Origin of the sequence: Leifsonia sp. NPDC077715 (assembly GCF_040686855.1) — a bacterium.
Lineage (GTDB): Bacteria > Actinomycetota > Actinomycetes > Actinomycetales > Microbacteriaceae > Leifsonia.
On the sequence record NZ_JBFBOG010000002.1, the window covers coordinates 113,491 to 131,090 of the forward strand.

Genomic DNA, 17,600 nt, shown 5'->3' on the forward strand with positions numbered 1-17,600 from the left:
GGAATAGTGCGGCCGCGCGTACTGTTCGGCTCAGAGGCCGTTCGGGAGCGCACCTGTCGCATCCGACCGGCCGTCTCGCTTTCTACGAACCGAAAGGCATCCCCTCGATGGACCTGTTCTCCCCCGTCTCGCTCGGCGATCTCCACCTTCCCAACCGCGTCGTGATGGCACCGCTCACCCGCACACGTTCGGGCGATGCGGGAGTCCCGGGGCCGCTGGTGGCGGAGCACTACGCCCAGCGGGCGAGCGTGGGCCTGATCATCTCGGAGGGAACCTACCCGAGCCACGAATCGCGTGCGTACCCGGGACAGCCGGGCATCGTCACCGCCGAGCAAATCGCCGCCTGGAGCGCCGTGGCCGACGCCGTGCACGCCAAGGGCGGCCGCATCGTCATGCAGCTCATGCACAGTGGACGCGTCTCGCATCCGTCGATCAACGGCCAGGACCGCGTCGTCGGCCCCAGCGCCGTCGCCATCGAGGGTGAGGCCCACGGCCCGAGCGGGAAGGTCGCCTACCCGGTGCCGCACGCGCTCACCACGGAGGAGCTGTCGATCGTGCGCGACGAGTTCGTGACCGCCGCGAAGAACGCGATCGCCGCCGGGCTCGACGGGGTTGAGGTGCACGGCGCGAACGGCTACCTCCTGCACCAGTTCCTCTCGCCGGTCTCGAACGTCCGCGACGACCAGTACGGCGGAAGCCCGGAGGCGCGAGCCCGTTTCGTCGTCGAGGTGACCACGGCGATCGCCGAGGCCGTGGGTGCGGGCCGGGTGGGTATCCGCCTGTCGCCGATGCACAACATCCAGGACGTGTTCGAGACGGACCTCGCCGACGCCACCGCCACCTACGAGGCGGTGGTCGACGGGATCGCACCGCTCGGCCTCGCCTACGTGAGCGTTCTGCACAGCGAGCCCACGGGCTCCCTCGTCCAGGACCTCCGCGAGCGCTTCGGCGGCCCGTTCATCGTCAACAGCGGCTTCGGCTCGGTCACGACGCGCGACGAGGCCATCGCCCTGGTGGAGGATGCGCACGCGGATGCGGTGGCCGTCGGTCGACTGGCAATCGCGAACCCGGACCTCGTCGAGCGCTGGAAGGGCGAGCACCCGGAGAACGCGCCCGACGCGGCGACCTTCTACGGTTCCGGCGCCGCCGGCTACACGGACTACCCGCGGCTGAGCGCGTGACCGCGACAGCGCTGGAGGGCCGGGTCGCCATCGTCACCGGTGGCGGCCGCGGGCTCGGTCAGGCCATGGCACTCGGGCTGGCCCGCGCCGGCGCGAACGTCGTGATCTCGGCAGCGCGGCAGGCCGAGGAGATCCTAGGGGTGGCGGACGCGATCAACACGGATCTCGGCGCTGCCCGTGTCCTCGCGCTTCAAGCCGATGTGACCCGGGAGGCCGACTGCCGCCGCCTGGTGGAGGAGGCGGTCGCCGCGTTCGGAGGCCTCCACATCCTGGTCAACAACGCCGGCCGCGGCATGAAGTACGTGAGCGAGGCGTTCCTGACGGAGCCGACGCGGTTCTGGGAGGTCGAGGCCGACACCTGGCGGACGATCGTCGACACCAACGTCAACGGCCCCTTCCTGATGGCCAAGGCGGCGGTGCCGTACCTGCTGGAGCAGGGCTGGGGCCGCATCGTCAACATCACCATGAACCACGACACGATGCGCCGCGCCGGCTTCTCGCCGTACGGCCCGTCGAAAGCCGCGCTCGAGTCGGAGACGGTGATCTGGGCCCAGGACCTGGCCGGGTCGGGCATCACGGTCAACGGGCTGCTCCCCGGCGGTGCCACCGACACCGGGATGATCCCCGAGGGCGTCTCCGATGAGGTCCGCAGCGGCCTGCTTCAGCCGGAGGTGATGGTCGAGCCGCTGCTGTGGCTCGCCTCGGACGCCTCCGCAGAGGTGACCGGCGCCCGCCTGGACGCCGCACGCTGGGACAGCACACTGCCGCCGGAGCAGGCAGCCGCAGCGGCGCTGGAGCCGGCGGGCTGGGCGAACCAGTCGCGCTGACCGGCTGCTCGGCTGCGGATGCGGATCCGCTACACGGGCGCTCGCGAGCTTCAGTCGAGTGTCCGAGGCGCCAGGTAGACCTTCCGCAGCGTCTCATGGATGGTCCACACCGTGTCCTCGCCCGCCCGCAGCCGGACGACGTCACCGGGACCGATGTCCACGACCTCACCGGTGCCGGCGAACTCGATCCGCGCACGGCCCGCGACCACCACGAACACCTCGTCCGCCTCCACGTCCGTCGAGGTCCCTGGTGCGGCTTCCCAGACACCGATCTCGGCCCCGCCGAACTCGCCGAGTTCAGCGACTCCGGTGGTCGGCCTGCCGTCGACCACCTGCGTCGGCGGCACGGCTTCGTGGGCGATCTCCAAGGATGCGGCCGCTACATGCCGGGGGAGAGGGGAGGTCATACGTCGAACCTACTGCTCGCTACACAGGCGCCATGTCGGTGAACCGCGAATAGTGGCCCTGGAAGGCGACCGTGACCGTGCGGGTGGGGCCGTTGCGGTGCTTGGCGACGATGAGGTCGGCCTCGCCCGCGCGGGGGTTGTCCTTCTCGTAGGCGGACTCGCGGTGGAGCAGGATGACGACGTCGGCGTCCTGCTCGATCGAGCCCGACTCGCGGAGATCGCTCAGGGCGGGCAGCTTGTCGGCGCGCTGCTCGGGGCCTCGGTTCAGCTGCGACAGGGCGATGACGGGGACCTGGAGCTCCTTGGCGAGCAGCTTCAGGGCTCGCGAGAACTCGCTGACCTCCTGCTGGCGGCTCTCGACGCGCTTGCCGCTCGTCATCAGCTGCAGGTAGTCGATGATGACCATCTTGAGACCGACGCGCTGCTTGAGGCGGCGGCACTTGGCCCGGATCTCGACCAGCGTCATGTTGGGGCTGTCGTCGATGTAGAGCGGGGCGTCGTTGATGCGGCCGCGGGTGGAGGCGATGGTCGTCCAGTCGCGGTTGTCCACCGTTCCCTTGCGCATGTTCTGCAGGGGGACGGACGCCTCGGCCGAGAGGAGGCGCATCGCGATCTCACTGCGGCCCATCTCGAGCGAGAAGAAGATCGTCGGCATGTCGTGCTTGATGGCGGCGGCCCGGGCGAAGTCGAGCGCGAGCGTCGACTTTCCGAGTGCCGGTCGCGCCGCGACGATGACCATCTGGCCCGGGTGCAGACCGTTCGTGAGCTCGTCCAGCTCGGAGAAGCCGGTGGGGACGCCCGTCATCGAGCCGTCCTTGTGCTTGGCCGCCTCGATCTCGTCGATGGCGACCGTGACCGCCTCGGTGAGCGGGACGTAGTCCTCGGTCTCCTGGGTGCCGGTGACGGAGTAGATCTCGGCCTGGGCGTTGTTGACGAGGTCGAGGACTTCACCCTCGGCCTTGTAGCCCATCTGCGTGATGCGGGTGCCCGCCTCGACCAGACGGCGGAGGAGCGCCTTCTCGGCGACGATGTTGGCGTAGTAGCCGGCGTTCGCGGCGGTCGGGACCAGGCTGGTGAGGGTGTGCAGGTACTCGGCGCCGCCAGCGCGAGAGAGTTCGCCGATCTTGGTCAGCTCGTCGGTGACGGTGATGACGTCGGTCGGCTCGCCGTGCGAGTACAGCGTCAGGATCGCGTCGTAGATGATCTCGTGCTTGGGGATGTAGAAGTCGGTGCCGCGCACGACCTCCACCACATCGGCCACCGCGTCCTTGCTGAGCAGCATGCCGCCGAGCGCGCTCTGCTCGGCGAGCAGGTCGTGCGGAGGGGTGCGCTCAGGAGAGCGGGCTTCGCCCGGGTCACGACCGTCGGCGAGACCGATATGGGCGATCGTCACGTTCTCTCCTCACTGCTCGCGCTGGTTCCCTCGAATCATTCTCGGGACGACCTCCGACACCCTATGAACGCCGGTTCGCCATCCACAACTCAGCCTGTGGATAAGACTGGGGAAAATCTGCGCGAAACGCCGTGGAGTGTGTGTAGAAGGTGTGTGGAAACCTGTGGACAACAAATGAGCTTGACGCCGTAAATGACTCCCGACCAGCGCTTTTACTTTCCCCAGGCTGTGTGTAAAAAGTTCTTTGAACCCTGTGTTCAAGCTCTGGTACGGGGTGGGGGAACCTGTGTACAAAAGCCCCTTAACGAGATGTAGCGGCGGGACTCGCCCGCCGCTACACTCGTGCCTATTTGCCTTACTTGGCAGCAACCACCTGCAGGGAGATGACGGCCGAGAGGTCGTCGTGCAGACGCACGGTCGCCTCGTGGTCGCCGACCACCTTGATCGGGTTGGGGAGCTCGATCTTGCGCTTGTCGAGCTCGCCGATGCCGGCCGCCTTGACGGCGTCCGCGACATCGCCGGTCTTGACCGAGCCGAACAGACGGCCCTCGCGGCCCGCCTTCACGGTCAGCTTGACGCGGGTGGCCTCGAGCTTCGCCTTGAGGTCCTGAGCCTGCTCGATCGTGTGCAGCTCGCGCGCAGCGCGGGCGGCCTTGATCTGCTCGACCTGCTTCTCGCCACCGCGGGTCCACGCGATCGCGAAGCCCTGGGGGACGAGGTAGTTGCGGGCGTAGCCGTTCTTGACGTCGACGACGTCACCGGCCGAACCGAGGCCGGTGACCTCGTGCGTGAGAATAACCTTCGACATGTCGTTGCTCCTTAGCGGCCAGAGCCGGCGTAGGGGAGGAGCGCCATCTCGCGCGCGTTCTTGACGGCGCGGGCGATGAGGCGCTGCTCCTGGACGGAGACACCGGTGATACGGCGGGCGCGGATCTTTCCACGCTCCGAGATGAACTTGCGCAGGGTGGCGACGTCCTTGTAGTCAATGACGCCCACGCGAACGGACTTCGCGGGAGCGGCGTTCTTGCCGTCCTTGCCCTTGCGGATCGGCTTGCGGCGGTCGCCGCTCGACTTTCCAGCCATGGTTTCCTTTGCTTTCCGCCCGTCCGGTGCTGTCACCGGCGAGCTGATGATGTGTGCCCCTCTGCGGAGAGGCGAGTCTCGTTAGAAGGGGGTCTCGTCGTTGTAGGAGCCCGGAGTGTTCCAGACATCCGCTCCGGCGGACGGGTCCGCCGGAGCCGACGCGGCCCACGGCTCCTCGACTGCGGGCGCACCGCCGCCGAAGCCGCCCGGACGACCGCCGGAGGACTGGGCGCGGGTGACCTGCGCCGTGGCGTAGCGCAGCGACGGGCCGATCTCGTCGATCTCGAGCTCGATGCTGGTGCGCTTCTCGCCTTCCTTCGTCTCGTAGGAGCGCTGCTTCAGACGGCCCTGCGCGATGACGCGCGAGCCCTTCGTCAGCGAACCCGCGACGTGCTCAGCGAACTCGCGCCAGACGCTGGCGCGGAGGAACAGAGCCTCGCCGTCCTTCCACTCGTTCGCCTGACGGTCGAACGTGCGGGGGGTGGACGCGATGGTGAAGTTGGCGACTGCCAGCCCGTTCTGCGTGTAGCGCAGCTCGGGGTCGGCCGTGAGGTTGCCCACCACGGTGATGACGGTCTCGCCGGCCATGGGACTAGGCGCCGGCCTTCTCGGAGGTGGCGGCCTTGCGGGCGGCCTTCTCGTCGGCACGCTTCTGAGCGGCGGCGACCTGAGCGATCGCCTCCTCGGCGCGGAGGACCTTGGTGCGCATGACGGCCTCGCTGAGCTTCAGCTGGCGGTCGAGCTCCTTCGTGGTGTCGCCCTCAGCGGTGAGCTGCACGACGGCGTAGATGCCCTCGGACTTCTTGTTGATCTCGTAGGCCAGGCGACGACGTCCCCAGATGTCGACGTTGTCGATCGTTCCGCCGTCGTTGCGAACGACGTTGAGGAACTTGTCAAGGCTCGGAGCCACGGTGCGCTCATCGATCTCGGGATCGAGGATGACCATCAACTCGTACTGATGCATGACTAACCCACCTCCTCTGGTCTCAGCGGCTGCAGACGTTCTGCAGCAGGAGGGTGTCATAGACGTGCCCAGGGCAGGCTTCCGCCCGGGCAACTTATCAAGGGTAGCGGATGTGTGTGTCATGCTCCAACTCTCCGGGGAGCGGAGCGCCGGGGGCATCGGCCGTCGGAATCTGTGGAGAACGGGAAAGGCGGGGCTCTGTGGACAGTTCCCGCGTCAGCGGTCCTGCCACCAGGCGAGCAGGCGACGCGTGGCCTCCTCCTCGCCCAGCGGCCCCTCGTCGAGGCGAAGCTCGAGCAGGAACTTCATCGCCTGGCCCACCTCTCTTCCCGGTCGCAGGCCCAGGATGCTCATGACCTGCTCGCCGTTGAGGTCGGGCCGGACGGCGTCCAGCTCCTCCTGCTGCTGCAGCACGCGGATGCGGGCTTCCAGGTCGTCGTAGGCGAACCCCAGCCGGTCGGCCTTCCGGCGGTTGCGGGTGGTGACGTCGGCCCGGGTGAGCATGTGCAGCCGCTCCAGCTGCGGTCCTGCGTCACGGACGTAGCGGCGCACCGCCGAGTCGGTCCAGGCTGCGTCGGCGTAGCCGAAGAACCGCAGGTGCAGTTCGATCAGGCGTGCGACGGCGTCGATGGTCGCCTTGTCGAAGCGCAGCGCGGTGAGACGCTTCTTGGCGAGCTTCGCGCCGACGACGTCGTGGTGATAGAAGCTGACCGCTCCGCCCGGCTCGAACCGGCGGGTGGCCGGCTTCCCGATGTCGTGCAGGATGGCCGCCAGTCGCAGGACGAGGTCGGGCGCCTCTCCCGGATGCCGCTCCTTCTCGTACCCGATGGCCTGGTCGAGCACGGTGAGGCTGTGCTGGTACACATCCTTGTGGTGGTGGTGCTCGTCGGCCTCGAGCCGCAGGGCCGGAATCTCCGGGACCACGAGTTCGGCGAGACCGCTGTCGACCAGCAGCTCCAGTCCGGCGCGCGGCTCGTCCGCCATCAGGAGTTTGCTGAACTCGTCGCGGATGCGCTCCGCACTGACGATCTCGATCCGATCGGCCATCGCCGTCATGGCCTCGCGCGTCTCCTCGTCGACGGCGAATCCGAGCTGGGCGGTGAAGCGGGCGGCGCGCATCATGCGCAGCGGATCGTCGCCGAAGGAGATCTGCGGGGTGCTGGGTGTGCGCAGCACCCCCGCGATGAGGTCTTCGACACCGCCCGACGGGTCGACCAGTCGCACCTCGGGGAGCCGCAGCGCGAGTGCGTTGACCGTGAAGTCGCGACGCATCAGGTCGCCTTCGAGCGTGTCGCCGAACTCCACCTCGGGCTTGCGGGTGGTGCCGTCGTAGCTGTCGCTGCGATACGTCGTGATCTCGACGGTGTCGTCGCCGAGACGCGCGCCGATCGTGCCGAACTGGCGACCCACGTCCCACACGGCGTCGGCGATGGGGGAGACGATGCGCAGGATGTCGTCCGGTCGCGCATCCGTCGTGAAGTCGAGGTCGTGCACCGGGCGGCCCAGGAGCGCGTCGCGAACCGGTCCGCCGACGAGCGCGAGCTCGTGCCCGGCAGCCGCGAACGCGTCGGCGAGACGGGCGACCGACGGCGTACGAGCGAGGTCGCCGAGGCGTTCGAGGGATTCGGCGACGCTCTGCATGGTGCCCCAGTTTAACGGCCCCGCTCGCCGGGCTCTCAGGGGGTGGCCTCTACAATCGTCGTCATGGAGGCCGAGTCGGGATCGCGCGTCGACGCATGAGCGCAGCCTCCTCCACCCTCCGCGGGGGTGCGTCGTTCCGCGCCCGTGTGCGCCTGCTGGCCGCCACTGCCGCCGTCGGAGCGCTGGCGGCGCTGACCGCCGTGTCGGGCTCGTCCCTGCCGGCGACAGCCGCGACGCCGACCCCGACTCCTGCGCCCTCCGCATCCGCTTCGGGCTCCGCACTCACCGCCACGCTGACCGCTGACGACGGGGGAGTGGTCACCGCGGGCAAAGACCTCGGCGTCTCGGTCACGGTGTCGAATCCGACCGACACGGCCTACACGTCCGGATCGGTCAGCCTGTGGATCGACCCGTCGCCGCAGGAGGGACGCAAGGCTCTCGCGACCTGGCTCGCCTCCACGGACAAGCCGGCGGACGCCGTGGCGGTCGGCCAGGCGCAGCTCAACTCCCTCGAACCGGGATCGAGCACGGTGGTGCGGATGACCGTCCCCGCCGCCTCGCTCCCGTTCGCGACCCGCACGTCTTCGGCGGTCTTCGGGATGGGCGCGACCGCGCGGGCGGGACAGGCGCAGGCCGACCCGCGGGGCTCGGTCGTCTGGTACCCGGGCGGCAGCGCGACCCAGTCGAGCATCAACGTCGCCCTGCCGATCGTCACGCCCTCGGGCTCGGACGGATTGATCGCCGCCGACGATCTCACGACCTATACGGCGCCGAACGGCATCCTGACCCGTGAACTCGACGGCCTGGTCGGCCACACCACGGTGACCGTCGGAATCGACCCGATGATCATCGCGTCCATCCGGGTTCTCGGCAACGCCGCTCCGGCGAGCGCGGTGGACTGGCTGACGCGCCTCTCCGAGCTCCCGAACGACACCTTCTCTCTCGGTTACGCGGATGCGGACGCGGTCGGCCAGATCCAGGCCGGGCTCCCCGCCCCGCTGGCGCCCACTTCGCTCGCCTACGCGATCGACCCCAAGAACTTCACGCCGGCGCCCACGCCGGTCGGCGAGCCGTCCACGGCGAGCCCGGCGCCCACTCCGCACTCGACCGCCTCGCCGACGCCCTCGCCCACGGCGACGCCCGGTCCGGTGGTCCCCGACCTGACGACGCTGCTCGCCTGGGACTACACCCTCACCGGGATCACGTGGCCGGGCGACAAGACCGTGCGGCGGGCCGACCTCGCGCCCCTGGCGGCGGCGGGGCTGACGACGACGATCGTGTCCGGCAACAACACGAACGCCTCCGACCTGGCGACGACCCCGTCCGCTCCCGTCGGCGGCGGCAACGACCGCATCCTGCAGTCGGACCAGACCCTCAGCGACGCCCTGGCGCAGGCCGTCTCCGCGCCGAGCGACATCGCGTGGAACTCCGCGATGACGAAGGTCAACGCGCAGCTGGAGCTGATCAGCCAGGAGTCCGGCGACGCACGCCGCCTGCTCGTCGCCCTCGACCGCTCCTGGCCGTCGAGCGGTACGCAGCTCGAGCGGACGCTGAACGCCCTGTTCTCGTCGCCCTGGTCGGCCCCGGCGTCGTTCTCGTCGGTGGCGCAGGCCCCCGCGAGCGCCGGTCTCGACCTGGTGGACGCACCGGAGGCCGCCGACCGCATCGCGAACATCCGGGCGCTGGTGCAGGACGAAGGGTCGCTCGGCCAGTTCGCCACGGTGCTGGACGACCCGACGCGGCTGACCGGCCGCACCCGGTCGGAACTGCTCACGCTGCTCGCGGTGTCGTGGCAGAACCCGCGAGCGGACTGGCCCGCGGCGGTGACGGCCTCTCGCAAGGCGACGGTCGACACCCTCCACTCCATCCACATCCTGCCCACCGAGAACGTCAACCTGGTCAGCGCGCAGGGCTCCATCCCGTTCACGGTGAGCAATGAGCTGCCCGACGACGCGGCGACCATCGTGCTCACCGCATCCCCGTCGAACAGCCGGCTCGAGGTCGACCAGTCGACGACCAAGCGGATCCTCAAGGACTCCCGCGCGACGGTCCTCATCCCGGTGAAGGCGAAGGTCGGCAACGGCCAGGTCGTGCTCTCGCTGCAGCTCTACAGCCCGACCGGGGTGCCGATCGGCGACCCGACATCGGTGACCGTGGACGTGCACGCCGACTGGGAGGGCATCGGCGCGCTGATCTTCGGCATCCTGCTCGTGCTGCTGTTCGGCTTCGGGATCGTGCGCAACATCCTGCGCCGGCGGTCGAAGGGCGCCGAGGACACGGAGACGGAACCTGCGAAGGCCGAGGGCTCCGATGGCTAGCGTCGGCCGCGCGAGCGCGCTTCTCGCGTCCGGGACACTGGTCTCGCGTCTCCTGGGCTTCGCGAAGGCATGGCTGCTGGTCCAGGCGATCGGCGTCGTCTCCTTCGCCGCGAACGCGTACGGCACGGCCACCGCCATCCCCAACAGCCTGTACGCGATCATCGCGCAGGGCATCCTCAACGCCATCCTGGTGCCGCAGATCGTGCGCGCCTCGGTCAACCCCGACGGCGGCCGCGCGTACATCAACAAGCTCGTCACGCTCGGGATGGTCGTCTTCGCGGCCGTCGCCCTCGTCGCGACCTTCCTGGCGCCCGTGCTCGTCGCGCTGTTCGGCGTGCCGGAGTCCCAGCGTGCGCTGGCCACGGCGTTCGCCTACTGGTCGCTGCCGCAGATCTTCTTCCTCGGGCTGTACACGCTGCTGGGCGAAGTGCTCAACGCCCGCAAGTCCTTCGGCCCGTTCACGTGGGCTCCCGTCGTCAACAACATCGTCGCCATCGCCATGCTGGGGGCCTTCATCCTGGCGTTCGGGGCCTTCGCGACTGGTAACCCCCATAGCCAGTGGTCGTTCGGGATGATCGCACTCCTCGCCGGGGGAGCGACGCTCGGCATCGCGGCCCAGGCGCTCATCCTCTTCGTCTTCTGGCGCCGCGTCGGGCTGCGCTTCCGCTTCGACTTCGGTTGGCGGGGCGTCGAACTGGGCACCGCCGGGAAGGCGGCCGGCTGGACGTTCGCGATGCTGATCGCGACGCAGGTCGCCGGCGTCATCGAACTGAACGTCTCGAACTCGGCGGGCGCCGCCTATGCCGGCTCCTTCGCCATGCAGAACGCGTGGCTCATCTTCATGCTGCCGCACGGCATCATCGCCGTCTCGATCGTCACGGCCTTCTACACGCGGATGGCCGAGCACGCGCATCGCGGATCCATCCAGGACTTCCGGCAGGACTTCTCCTCCGCCGCCCGCTCGATCATGTTCCTCATCGTGTTCTCGTCGGCGGCTCTGATCGTGACGGCGTACCCCATCGCGCGCGTGTTCACCCAGGACTACCAGGCCATGGGTCTCGTCCTCATCGCGTACCTCGTCGGCCTCGTCCCGTTCTCGCTGGTGTTCATGGCGCAGCGGGCGTTCTACTCGCTGGGGGACACACGCACGCCGTTCCTCTTCACGCTCGCCCAGGTGGCCGTGATCATCGTCGGCGTGCTGCTGTGCTTCCTGGCGCCGCCGGAGACGCGAGCGGCGTCGGTCGCTCTGGTCGTGTCGATCGCCAGCGTCGTTCAGGCGGTCCTCGCCTTCGCGCTGCTCCGGCGGCGCACCGGGGGAGTGGACGGCACCCGCATCCTCGGTTCGCTGTGGCGCTTCGTGCTCGCCGGCCTCGCCTCCATCGCCGCGGGCGCCGGGTTCCTCGTCATCCTCGGCGGCGTCGGCCAGGGCGCCTTCCCGGTCAGCGGCCCTGTCGCCGCCATCATCGCGACAGCCGTCATCGGCGTCGTCATGCTGGTTGTGTACGTGGGGTTCCTCGTCATCCTCCGCTCGCCCGACCTGGAGGCCGGAATCGCCCCCGTCCTGAACCGGCTCCGAGGCCGTGCTCGCGCGTCCAGGTGACACGGAATAGCATCCGCCTAGGATGTGTTCTACAGGTCGACGCCTCCAGACGAAGGTGTCAGGACAGATCAGGAGTTCCGCTGTGCGGCAGATCATCATCATCGGTTCCGGCCCTGCCGGTTACACCGCGGCCATCTACGCGGCCCGCGCCAACCTCAAGCCGCTGCTGATCGCCTCCTCCGTCGAGGCCGGCGGCGAGCTGATGAACACCACCGAGGTCGAGAACTTCCCCGGCTTCCCCGAGGCGGTCATGGGACCGGACCTCATGTTCAAGATGCAGGCGCAGGCCGAGAAGTTCGGCACCGAGATCGTGCTCGACGACGTCGTTTCGGTCGACCTGACCGGCGAGGTCAAGAAGGTCACCCTCGGCTCCGGCGCGGTGCACGAGGCGCTTGCCGTGATCTTCGCGACCGGCTCCGCCTACCGCAAGCTGGGTCTCGCCGACGAGGAGCGACTGTCCGGGCACGGCGTGTCCTGGTGCGCCACCTGCGACGGCTTCTTCTTCCGTCAGCGCACGATCGCCGTCGTCGGCGGCGGCGACTCCGCGATGGAGGAGGCCACGTTCCTCACGCGCTTCGCCGACAAGGTGTACATCATCCACCGCCGCGACAGCCTCCGCGCCTCCAAGATCATGCAGGACCGCGCGTTCGCCAACGAGAAGATCGAGTTCATCTGGAACTCCGAGGTCATCGGCATCGGCGGCGACGAGCAGGTGCAGGATGTGAAGCTGCGCAACCTGGTCACCGGCGAGGAGAGCGAGCTGCACCTGCAGGGCCTCTTCATCGCGATCGGCAACGACCCGCGCGTCCACCTGGTCCACGGCCAGCTCGACCTGACCCCGGAGGGTACGATCGCCGTTCAGGGCCGCACCTCGAAGACCAACCTGCCGGGCGTCTTCGCCGCGGGCGACGTCATCGACCCCACCTACCGCCAGGCGGTCACCGCCGCGGCGTCCGGTACTGTCGCCGCGCTCGACGCGGAGCACTACCTGACCACGCTCCCTCAGAACTTGCTCGACAGCGCAGCGGATGGCGCGTCGGGTGACCTCGAACTCACGACCACCGCATAAGGAGAAACAAGACAATGTCAGCAGCACGTTCGGTCACGGACTCCAGCTTCGAGCAGGACGTCCTCAACAGCGAGAAGACCATCCTCGTGGACTTCTGGGCTGAGTGGTGCGGTCCGTGTCGCGCCGTCGGCCCGATCCTCGACCAGATCGCCTCCGAGCACGCCGACAAGATCGAGATCGTCAAGCTCAACGTCGACGAGAACCCGCAGACCGCTGCGAAGTACCAGATCACCTCCATCCCCGCGATGAAGGTGTACCAGGGTGGCGAGGTCGTCAAGACCGTCATCGGCGCCAAGCCGAAGCCCGCCCTCGAGGCCGACCTGGCCGCCTACCTCGCGTAGCGCGACCCGTCCTCTTCAGACCCGTCCGGCGCTCATCCGCCGGGCGGGTCTTTTTCGTACCCGCTGACGGTCACCGATTTTCCCGCCGGTGCACCGCCCCCATAGCATTGCTGAACGGCAGAGAAACGGAATCCACACGTGATCGAACAGGGGACCTCGCAGCAGCGGGGCAACAATCTGGACCCGTGGTACAACCACTACGCGCAGCGCACCAGCGGCCTGGCCGCCAGTGAGGTCCGAGCCCTGTTCGCTGTCGCCAGCCGCCCCGAGGTGGTCTCGCTGGCCGGCGGCATGCCGTACGTGTCCGCCCTCCCGCAGGACCTCGTGGTCGGGGCGATGGACCGGGTCATGCGCGAGCAGGGCGCCGTCGCGCTGCAGTACGGCTCCGGCCAGGGCGTTCCGGCCCTTCGCGAGCAGATCCTCGATGTGATGGCGCTCGAAGGGATCAGCGGGAGCGCCGACGACGTCATCGTGACGACCGGCTCGCAGCACGCGCTGGAGCTGTTCAGCAAGCTCTTCCTCGATCCGGGGGATGTGGTGCTCGCCGAGGGCCCCAGCTACGTGACCGCGATGGTCATCTTCAAGTCCTACCAGGCCGAGGTCGACCACGTCCCCTCCGATGAGCACGGCCTCATCCCCGAGGCGCTGCGTGAGCACATCGCCCGGCTCAAGGCCGCAGGGCGAACCCTCAAGTTCCTTTACACGGTGCCGACCTTCCACAACCCCGCCGGTGTGACCCTCACCTGGGAACGCCGCCTGGAAATCCTGGAGATCGCGCGCCAGAACGACATCCTCGTGCTGGAGGACAACCCCTACGGGCTGCTGTACTTCGACGAGAAGCCCCCGGCGGCCATGCGTTCGGTCGAGAAGGACGGCGTCGTGTACCTGGGCACGTTCTCGAAGACGCTCGCCCCCGGTTTCCGGGTGGGCTGGGCGCTCGCGCCGCACGCCATCCGCGAGAAGCTCATCCTCGCCAACGAGGCGGCGGTCCTGAGCCCGAGCTCGTTCAGTCAGCTGGTGATCTCCCAGTACCTCAGCGACGCCGACTGGAAGGGTCAGATCGACACCTTCCGCGGCGTGTACCGCGAGCGCAAGGAGGCGATGGTGTCGGCGCTGTCGGAGCACCTGCCCGAGCTCAGCTGGACCGACCCCAACGGCGGGTTCTACGTGTGGGTCACCCTGCCTCCGCACCTCGACTCCAAGGCGATGCTTCCGCGCGCGGTCACCGAGCTCGTGGCCTACACGCCGGGTACCGCGTTCTTCGCCGATGGATCGGGCGCCCAGAACATCCGTCTGTCGTTCTGCTACCCGACGCCCGAGAACATCCGGGTCGGCGTTCGCCGGCTCGCCAACGTGATCGGCGGGGAGCAGGACCTGCTGGACACCTTCGCCGGCACCGGTCCCCTCGACGCATCGCGGCGCCGCAGCCGGACCAGCGCCAACCCTCCCACCGACCTCCGCTGACGAGCCAGTCCCTAGCGACGAGAAAGACCTGATCATGGCACAAAATGACGTACTGGACATCGTCGTTCTCGCTGGCGGCATCTCGCACGAGCGCGATGTGTCCCTGCGCAGCGGCCGCCGGGTCGCGGACGGCCTGAACGCGCTGGGCCACCGGGTTTCGCTCCGCGACCCCGATGCCTCGCTGCTCGCGTTCCTTGACGAGAGCCGTCCCGATGTGGTGTGGCCCGCGCTGCATGGGGCGAGCGGTGAGGACGGTGCCCTGCGTGGGCTCCTGGAGCTGACGGGCGTCCCGTTCGTCGGATCCCGTGCGGCCGCATCCCGGCTCGCCTGGTCGAAGCCGACTGCCAAGACGATCGTGGCGCGCGCCGGCGTCGCCACTCCGGCGTCGGTGACCCTTCCGCAGGAGACCTTCCGCGAGCTCGGCGCGGGGAGCGTGCTCGAGACGGTGCTCGCGGGGCTGGCCCTTCCCGTCGTGGTCAAGCCGGCCCAGGGAGGGTCGGCGCAGGGTGTCACGATCGTCACCTCCGCCGAGGAGCTTCCGCGCGCGATGGTCGACGCGTACACCTACTCCGACGTCGCCCTGATCGAGCAGAAGGCCGATGGGGTGGAGGTGTCGGTCGCGGTGGTGGACACGGGGGATGGCCCCTCCGCGCTGCCGGCTGTCGAGATCGAGCCGGTCGAGGGCGCGTACACGTTCGACGCGCGGTACAACGCGGGGGAGACGCGGTTCTACGTGCCCGCGCGGCTGGATGAGCAGATCTCGCAGGCTGTCGCCGAGGCGGCCGTGAACGCCCACATCGCGCTGGGCCTGCGGCATCTGTCCCGCATCGACCTGATCGTGGACGCGGCGGGGACGCCGTGGTTCCTCGAAGCGAACGTGCTTCCCGGGCTCACCGAGACGTCGATCATGCCCCAGGCGATCACCGCTTCCGGTCGCGAGCCGGGCGACATCTACGCCGCGCTGGCTCGCGCGGCGATCGCCGACGCCTGATCAGCTGTAGCTGGGCTGGCCGATCTCCTCGAGGATGCGGTTGAGGTCCTGAATCGTCGCGAAATCGACCACGATCTGGCCTTTTCTTGCTCCGAGGGTGATCTTCACGCGGGTATTGAGGCGGTCGCCGAGGGTGCCCGCGATCTCGTCGAGGTGTCCGCGGTGGCGTCCGGCCGTCGCTTTCTGACGGGCCGGCTTCGGCGTCTTGCTGGCGGCCGCCTCTGCCTGTCGGACCGAAAGGTCCTCGTTGACGATCTTGTCTGCGAGCCGGATCATCGCCTCGTGGTCGTCGCCGAGCGACAGGATCGCTCGGGCGTGACCCGCGCTGAGCACGCCGGCGGCGACACGAGCCTGGACGACGGCCGGCAGCTTGAGCAGTCGGATGGTGTTGGTGATCTGCGGGCGCGAGCGGCCGATGCGGGTGGCCAGTTCTTCCTGCGTGATCCCGAAGTCGGCGAGGAGCTGCTGATAGGCAGACGCCTCTTCGAGCGGATTCAGCTGACTTCGGTGCAGGTTCTCGAGCAGCGCATCCCGGAGCATGTCCTCATCGGCGGTGTCCTTGATGACCGCGGGGATGGTGTCGAGGCCGAGCTCCTTGGTGGCGCGGAGTCGACGCTCGCCCATGATGAGCTCGTAGCGTCCCGGGTCGTCCGAGAGCGGACGCACGACGACGGGCTGCAGCACGCCGACCTCGCGGATGCTGGCGACCAGCTCGTCGAGCGCTTCGCGGTCGAACTCGGTTCGGGGCTGCGCGCGGTTCGGGATGATGTCGTCAGGGGAGAGGCTGGCGAGCCGGGCGCCGGGCACCGCGACGAGGTCGTCCGGCCGCTCTGCGACGGCAGTCGCCGTCCCCATCCCCGCCGAGTTGTCGGGGAAGAACACGTCCACCGGCCGGCTGGCCTGGTCGCTGGTGGGGATGAGGGCGCCGATGCCTCGGCCCAGTCCGGTGCGCTTCGCTGCCATTAGCGGGGTACTCCTCTGCGTGCGATTTCTGCGGCCGCCTCCATGTAGGAGAGAGAGCCGCTGGAGTTGGTGTCGTAGCTGATGACGCTCTGTCCGTAGCTCGGTGCCTCGGAGATGCGGACGGAGCGGGGGATGATCGTGTCCAGCACCTCGTTGGGGAAGTGCTCACGAACATCGGCGGCGACCTGGTGGGCCAGATTGGTGCGCGAGTCGTACATCGTCAACAGGATGGTCGAGACGCGAAGCTTGGGATTCAGGTGCCGCTCGATCAGCTGGATGTTCTTGAGCAGCTGGCTCAGTCCCTCGAGGGCGTAGTACTCGCACTGGATGGGGATAAGCACCTCGGTCGCGGCCACGAACGCGTTGATCGTGAGCAGCCCGAGGGAGGGAGGGCAGTCGATGAGCACGTAGTCGATGTCGTACTCGTCGAGGAAGCGGCCGAGCGCGCGCGAGAGCCGCTGCTCGCGCGCGACCATCGACACCAGTTCAATCTCGGCGCCGGCGAGGTCGATGGTGGCCGGGATGACGAATAGTCCGTCAAACTCGGGGCTCTTCTGGATGACCTCCTCGAGCTCCCGGTCGTTCACGACGACGTCGTAGACGCTCGGCGTGCCTTCGCGGTGCTCGACGCTGAGGGCCGTGGATGCGTTGCCCTGCGGGTCCAGATCGATGACCAGTACGCGCGCTCCCGACTTCGCCAGCGCTGCGCTGAGATTAACAACCGTGGTGGTCTTCCCGACGCCACCCTTCTGGTTGGAGATGGTGAAGATACGAGTCTTCGAGGGGAGGGGGAGGGTGGTAGCCGCAATCGCCTGCCGGCGGCGCGCGAGATCCTGAATCTCTTGGGCGAGGGGAGTGGTCCCGTCGAATGCCACCGGCGTCTCCGTCTCCATCTCGCTCCCGATCTCACCTACTCCGCCGCGGTCATCGGCGTGGGGTTGTTTCACGTGAAACCTCGTCGCTCCTTGGTGCTTCGCACCGGCTCTGGGTCGGTCGTTCGGCACACGCGCAGCGCACCCGATGTTCAACTCTAACCCGAGCATCCGACGCCTCTTTACACGGCGCGCGTTGCGCGTGGGAGTGCGTGCGAATTGGTGCGTTTCACGTGAAACGTGCAGGCGTTGCAGGAGCGCTCACGAACGATGGCGGTAGGCGAGCTGAGTCCACTCGTTGGAGGCGAAACGGTCGGAACGGTTGCTTCCGGCGACCTCGGTCCCCGGGCTGCGGCTCCGCGGCGTTTCGCGTGCACCGTTGGATCGGTTGCAGCCGAGGTCCGTGGCCCCGCGGTCCAACTCAGCACCGTTTCACGTGAAACCGTTGGCTTAGTCCCGGCCAAGGGTGTTGAGTGCCGACGTGCC

The 17,600-nt window shown here is 68.5% G+C and carries 17 protein-coding genes; 8 read left to right on the top strand and 9 right to left on the bottom strand.

Annotated elements, in window-relative coordinates:
• Positions 1-107: 107 nt before the first annotated feature.
• Positions 108-1,181, top strand: a complete 1,074-nt coding sequence (locus AB0P25_RS07435) for an alkene reductase (protein WP_363806383.1) — start codon at positions 108-110, stop codon at positions 1,179-1,181.
• On the top strand, positions 1,178-2,008 hold the full coding sequence (locus AB0P25_RS07440; RefSeq protein WP_363806384.1) for an SDR family oxidoreductase: 831 nt from the start codon (positions 1,178-1,180) through the stop codon (positions 2,006-2,008). The genes AB0P25_RS07435 and AB0P25_RS07440 overlap by 4 nt, the downstream gene beginning before the upstream one ends.
• A 50-nt stretch (positions 2,009-2,058) precedes the next feature.
• Here AB0P25_RS07440 and AB0P25_RS07445 read toward each other — a convergent pair whose 3' ends face one another.
• The 7 genes from AB0P25_RS07445 to AB0P25_RS07475 form a co-directional block, all read right to left on the bottom strand.
• A complete protein-coding gene (locus AB0P25_RS07445) occupies positions 2,059-2,415 on the bottom strand; it encodes a cupin domain-containing protein (protein ID WP_363806385.1) in 357 nt (118 codons plus the stop codon).
• A 19-nt stretch (positions 2,416-2,434) separates the two neighbouring features.
• A complete protein-coding gene (gene dnaB, locus AB0P25_RS07450; protein ID WP_363806387.1) occupies positions 2,435-3,808 on the bottom strand; it encodes a replicative DNA helicase in 1,374 nt (457 codons plus the stop codon).
• Positions 3,809-4,163: 355 nt separating this feature from the next.
• Positions 4,164-4,616: a 50S ribosomal protein L9 gene (gene rplI, locus AB0P25_RS07455; RefSeq protein ID WP_064110448.1), complete on the bottom strand. Its 453-nt coding sequence runs from the start codon at positions 4,614-4,616 to the stop codon at positions 4,164-4,166.
• A gap of 11 nt (positions 4,617-4,627) precedes the next feature.
• Positions 4,628-4,891 carry a 30S ribosomal protein S18 gene (gene rpsR, locus AB0P25_RS07460; protein WP_018189012.1) on the bottom strand — a complete coding sequence of 88 codons (264 nt, stop codon included), beginning with the start codon at positions 4,889-4,891 and terminating at the stop codon, positions 4,628-4,630.
• Between the two features lie 81 nt (positions 4,892-4,972).
• Positions 4,973-5,479 carry a single-stranded DNA-binding protein gene (locus AB0P25_RS07465; protein WP_064110449.1) on the bottom strand — a complete coding sequence of 169 codons (507 nt, stop codon included), beginning with the start codon at positions 5,477-5,479 and terminating at the stop codon, positions 4,973-4,975.
• 4 nt (positions 5,480-5,483) lie between these two features.
• Positions 5,484-5,855: a 30S ribosomal protein S6 gene (gene rpsF, locus AB0P25_RS07470; RefSeq protein WP_018189014.1), complete on the bottom strand. Its 372-nt coding sequence runs from the start codon at positions 5,853-5,855 to the stop codon at positions 5,484-5,486.
• A gap of 216 nt (positions 5,856-6,071) precedes the next feature.
• The gene (locus AB0P25_RS07475; RefSeq protein WP_363806388.1) at positions 6,072-7,496 is read right to left on the bottom strand and encodes a CCA tRNA nucleotidyltransferase; all 1,425 of its coding nucleotides are present in this window, start codon (positions 7,494-7,496) and stop codon (positions 6,072-6,074) included.
• Between the two features lie 95 nt (positions 7,497-7,591).
• On the opposite strand from AB0P25_RS07475, the gene AB0P25_RS07480 reads away from it, so the two are divergent.
• The 6 genes from AB0P25_RS07480 to AB0P25_RS07505 all read left to right on the top strand — a co-directional run bounded on the left by AB0P25_RS07480 (position 7,592) and on the right by AB0P25_RS07505 (position 15,279).
• Positions 7,592-9,814: a DUF6049 family protein gene (locus tag AB0P25_RS07480; RefSeq protein WP_363806389.1), complete on the top strand. Its 2,223-nt coding sequence runs from the start codon at positions 7,592-7,594 to the stop codon at positions 9,812-9,814.
• Positions 9,807-11,414 carry a murein biosynthesis integral membrane protein MurJ gene (gene murJ, locus AB0P25_RS07485; RefSeq protein WP_363806390.1) on the top strand — a complete coding sequence of 536 codons (1,608 nt, stop codon included), beginning with the start codon at positions 9,807-9,809 and terminating at the stop codon, positions 11,412-11,414. Before AB0P25_RS07480 ends, murJ begins: the two co-directional genes overlap by 8 nt.
• Before the next feature lie 82 nt (positions 11,415-11,496).
• The gene (trxB, locus tag AB0P25_RS07490; protein WP_363806391.1) at positions 11,497-12,483 is read left to right on the top strand and encodes a thioredoxin-disulfide reductase; all 987 of its coding nucleotides are present in this window, start codon (positions 11,497-11,499) and stop codon (positions 12,481-12,483) included.
• Between the two features lie 14 nt (positions 12,484-12,497).
• Entirely contained in the window at positions 12,498-12,824 is a 327-nt protein-coding gene (gene trxA, locus AB0P25_RS07495) for a thioredoxin (protein ID WP_020076187.1), read from the top strand.
• A 138-nt stretch (positions 12,825-12,962) separates the two neighbouring features.
• Positions 12,963-14,288, top strand: coding sequence for a PLP-dependent aminotransferase family protein (locus tag AB0P25_RS07500; RefSeq protein WP_363806392.1), 1,326 nt, complete (start codon positions 12,963-12,965; stop codon positions 14,286-14,288).
• Between the two features lie 34 nt (positions 14,289-14,322).
• Positions 14,323-15,279, top strand: coding sequence for a D-alanine--D-alanine ligase (locus AB0P25_RS07505; protein ID WP_363806393.1), 957 nt, complete (start codon positions 14,323-14,325; stop codon positions 15,277-15,279).
• Here the strand turns inward: AB0P25_RS07505 and AB0P25_RS07510 are convergent, their stop codons facing one another.
• Together AB0P25_RS07510 and AB0P25_RS07515 are read right to left on the bottom strand one after the other, a co-directional pair.
• The gene (locus AB0P25_RS07510) at positions 15,280-16,242 is read right to left on the bottom strand and encodes a ParB/RepB/Spo0J family partition protein (RefSeq protein ID WP_363806394.1); all 963 of its coding nucleotides are present in this window, start codon (positions 16,240-16,242) and stop codon (positions 15,280-15,282) included. It lies immediately after the preceding gene.
• Positions 16,242-17,135, bottom strand: a complete 894-nt coding sequence (locus AB0P25_RS07515) for an AAA family ATPase (protein WP_064110456.1) — start codon at positions 17,133-17,135, stop codon at positions 16,242-16,244. The genes AB0P25_RS07510 and AB0P25_RS07515 overlap by 1 nt, the downstream gene beginning before the upstream one ends.
• Positions 17,136-17,600: the final 465 nt, after the last annotated feature.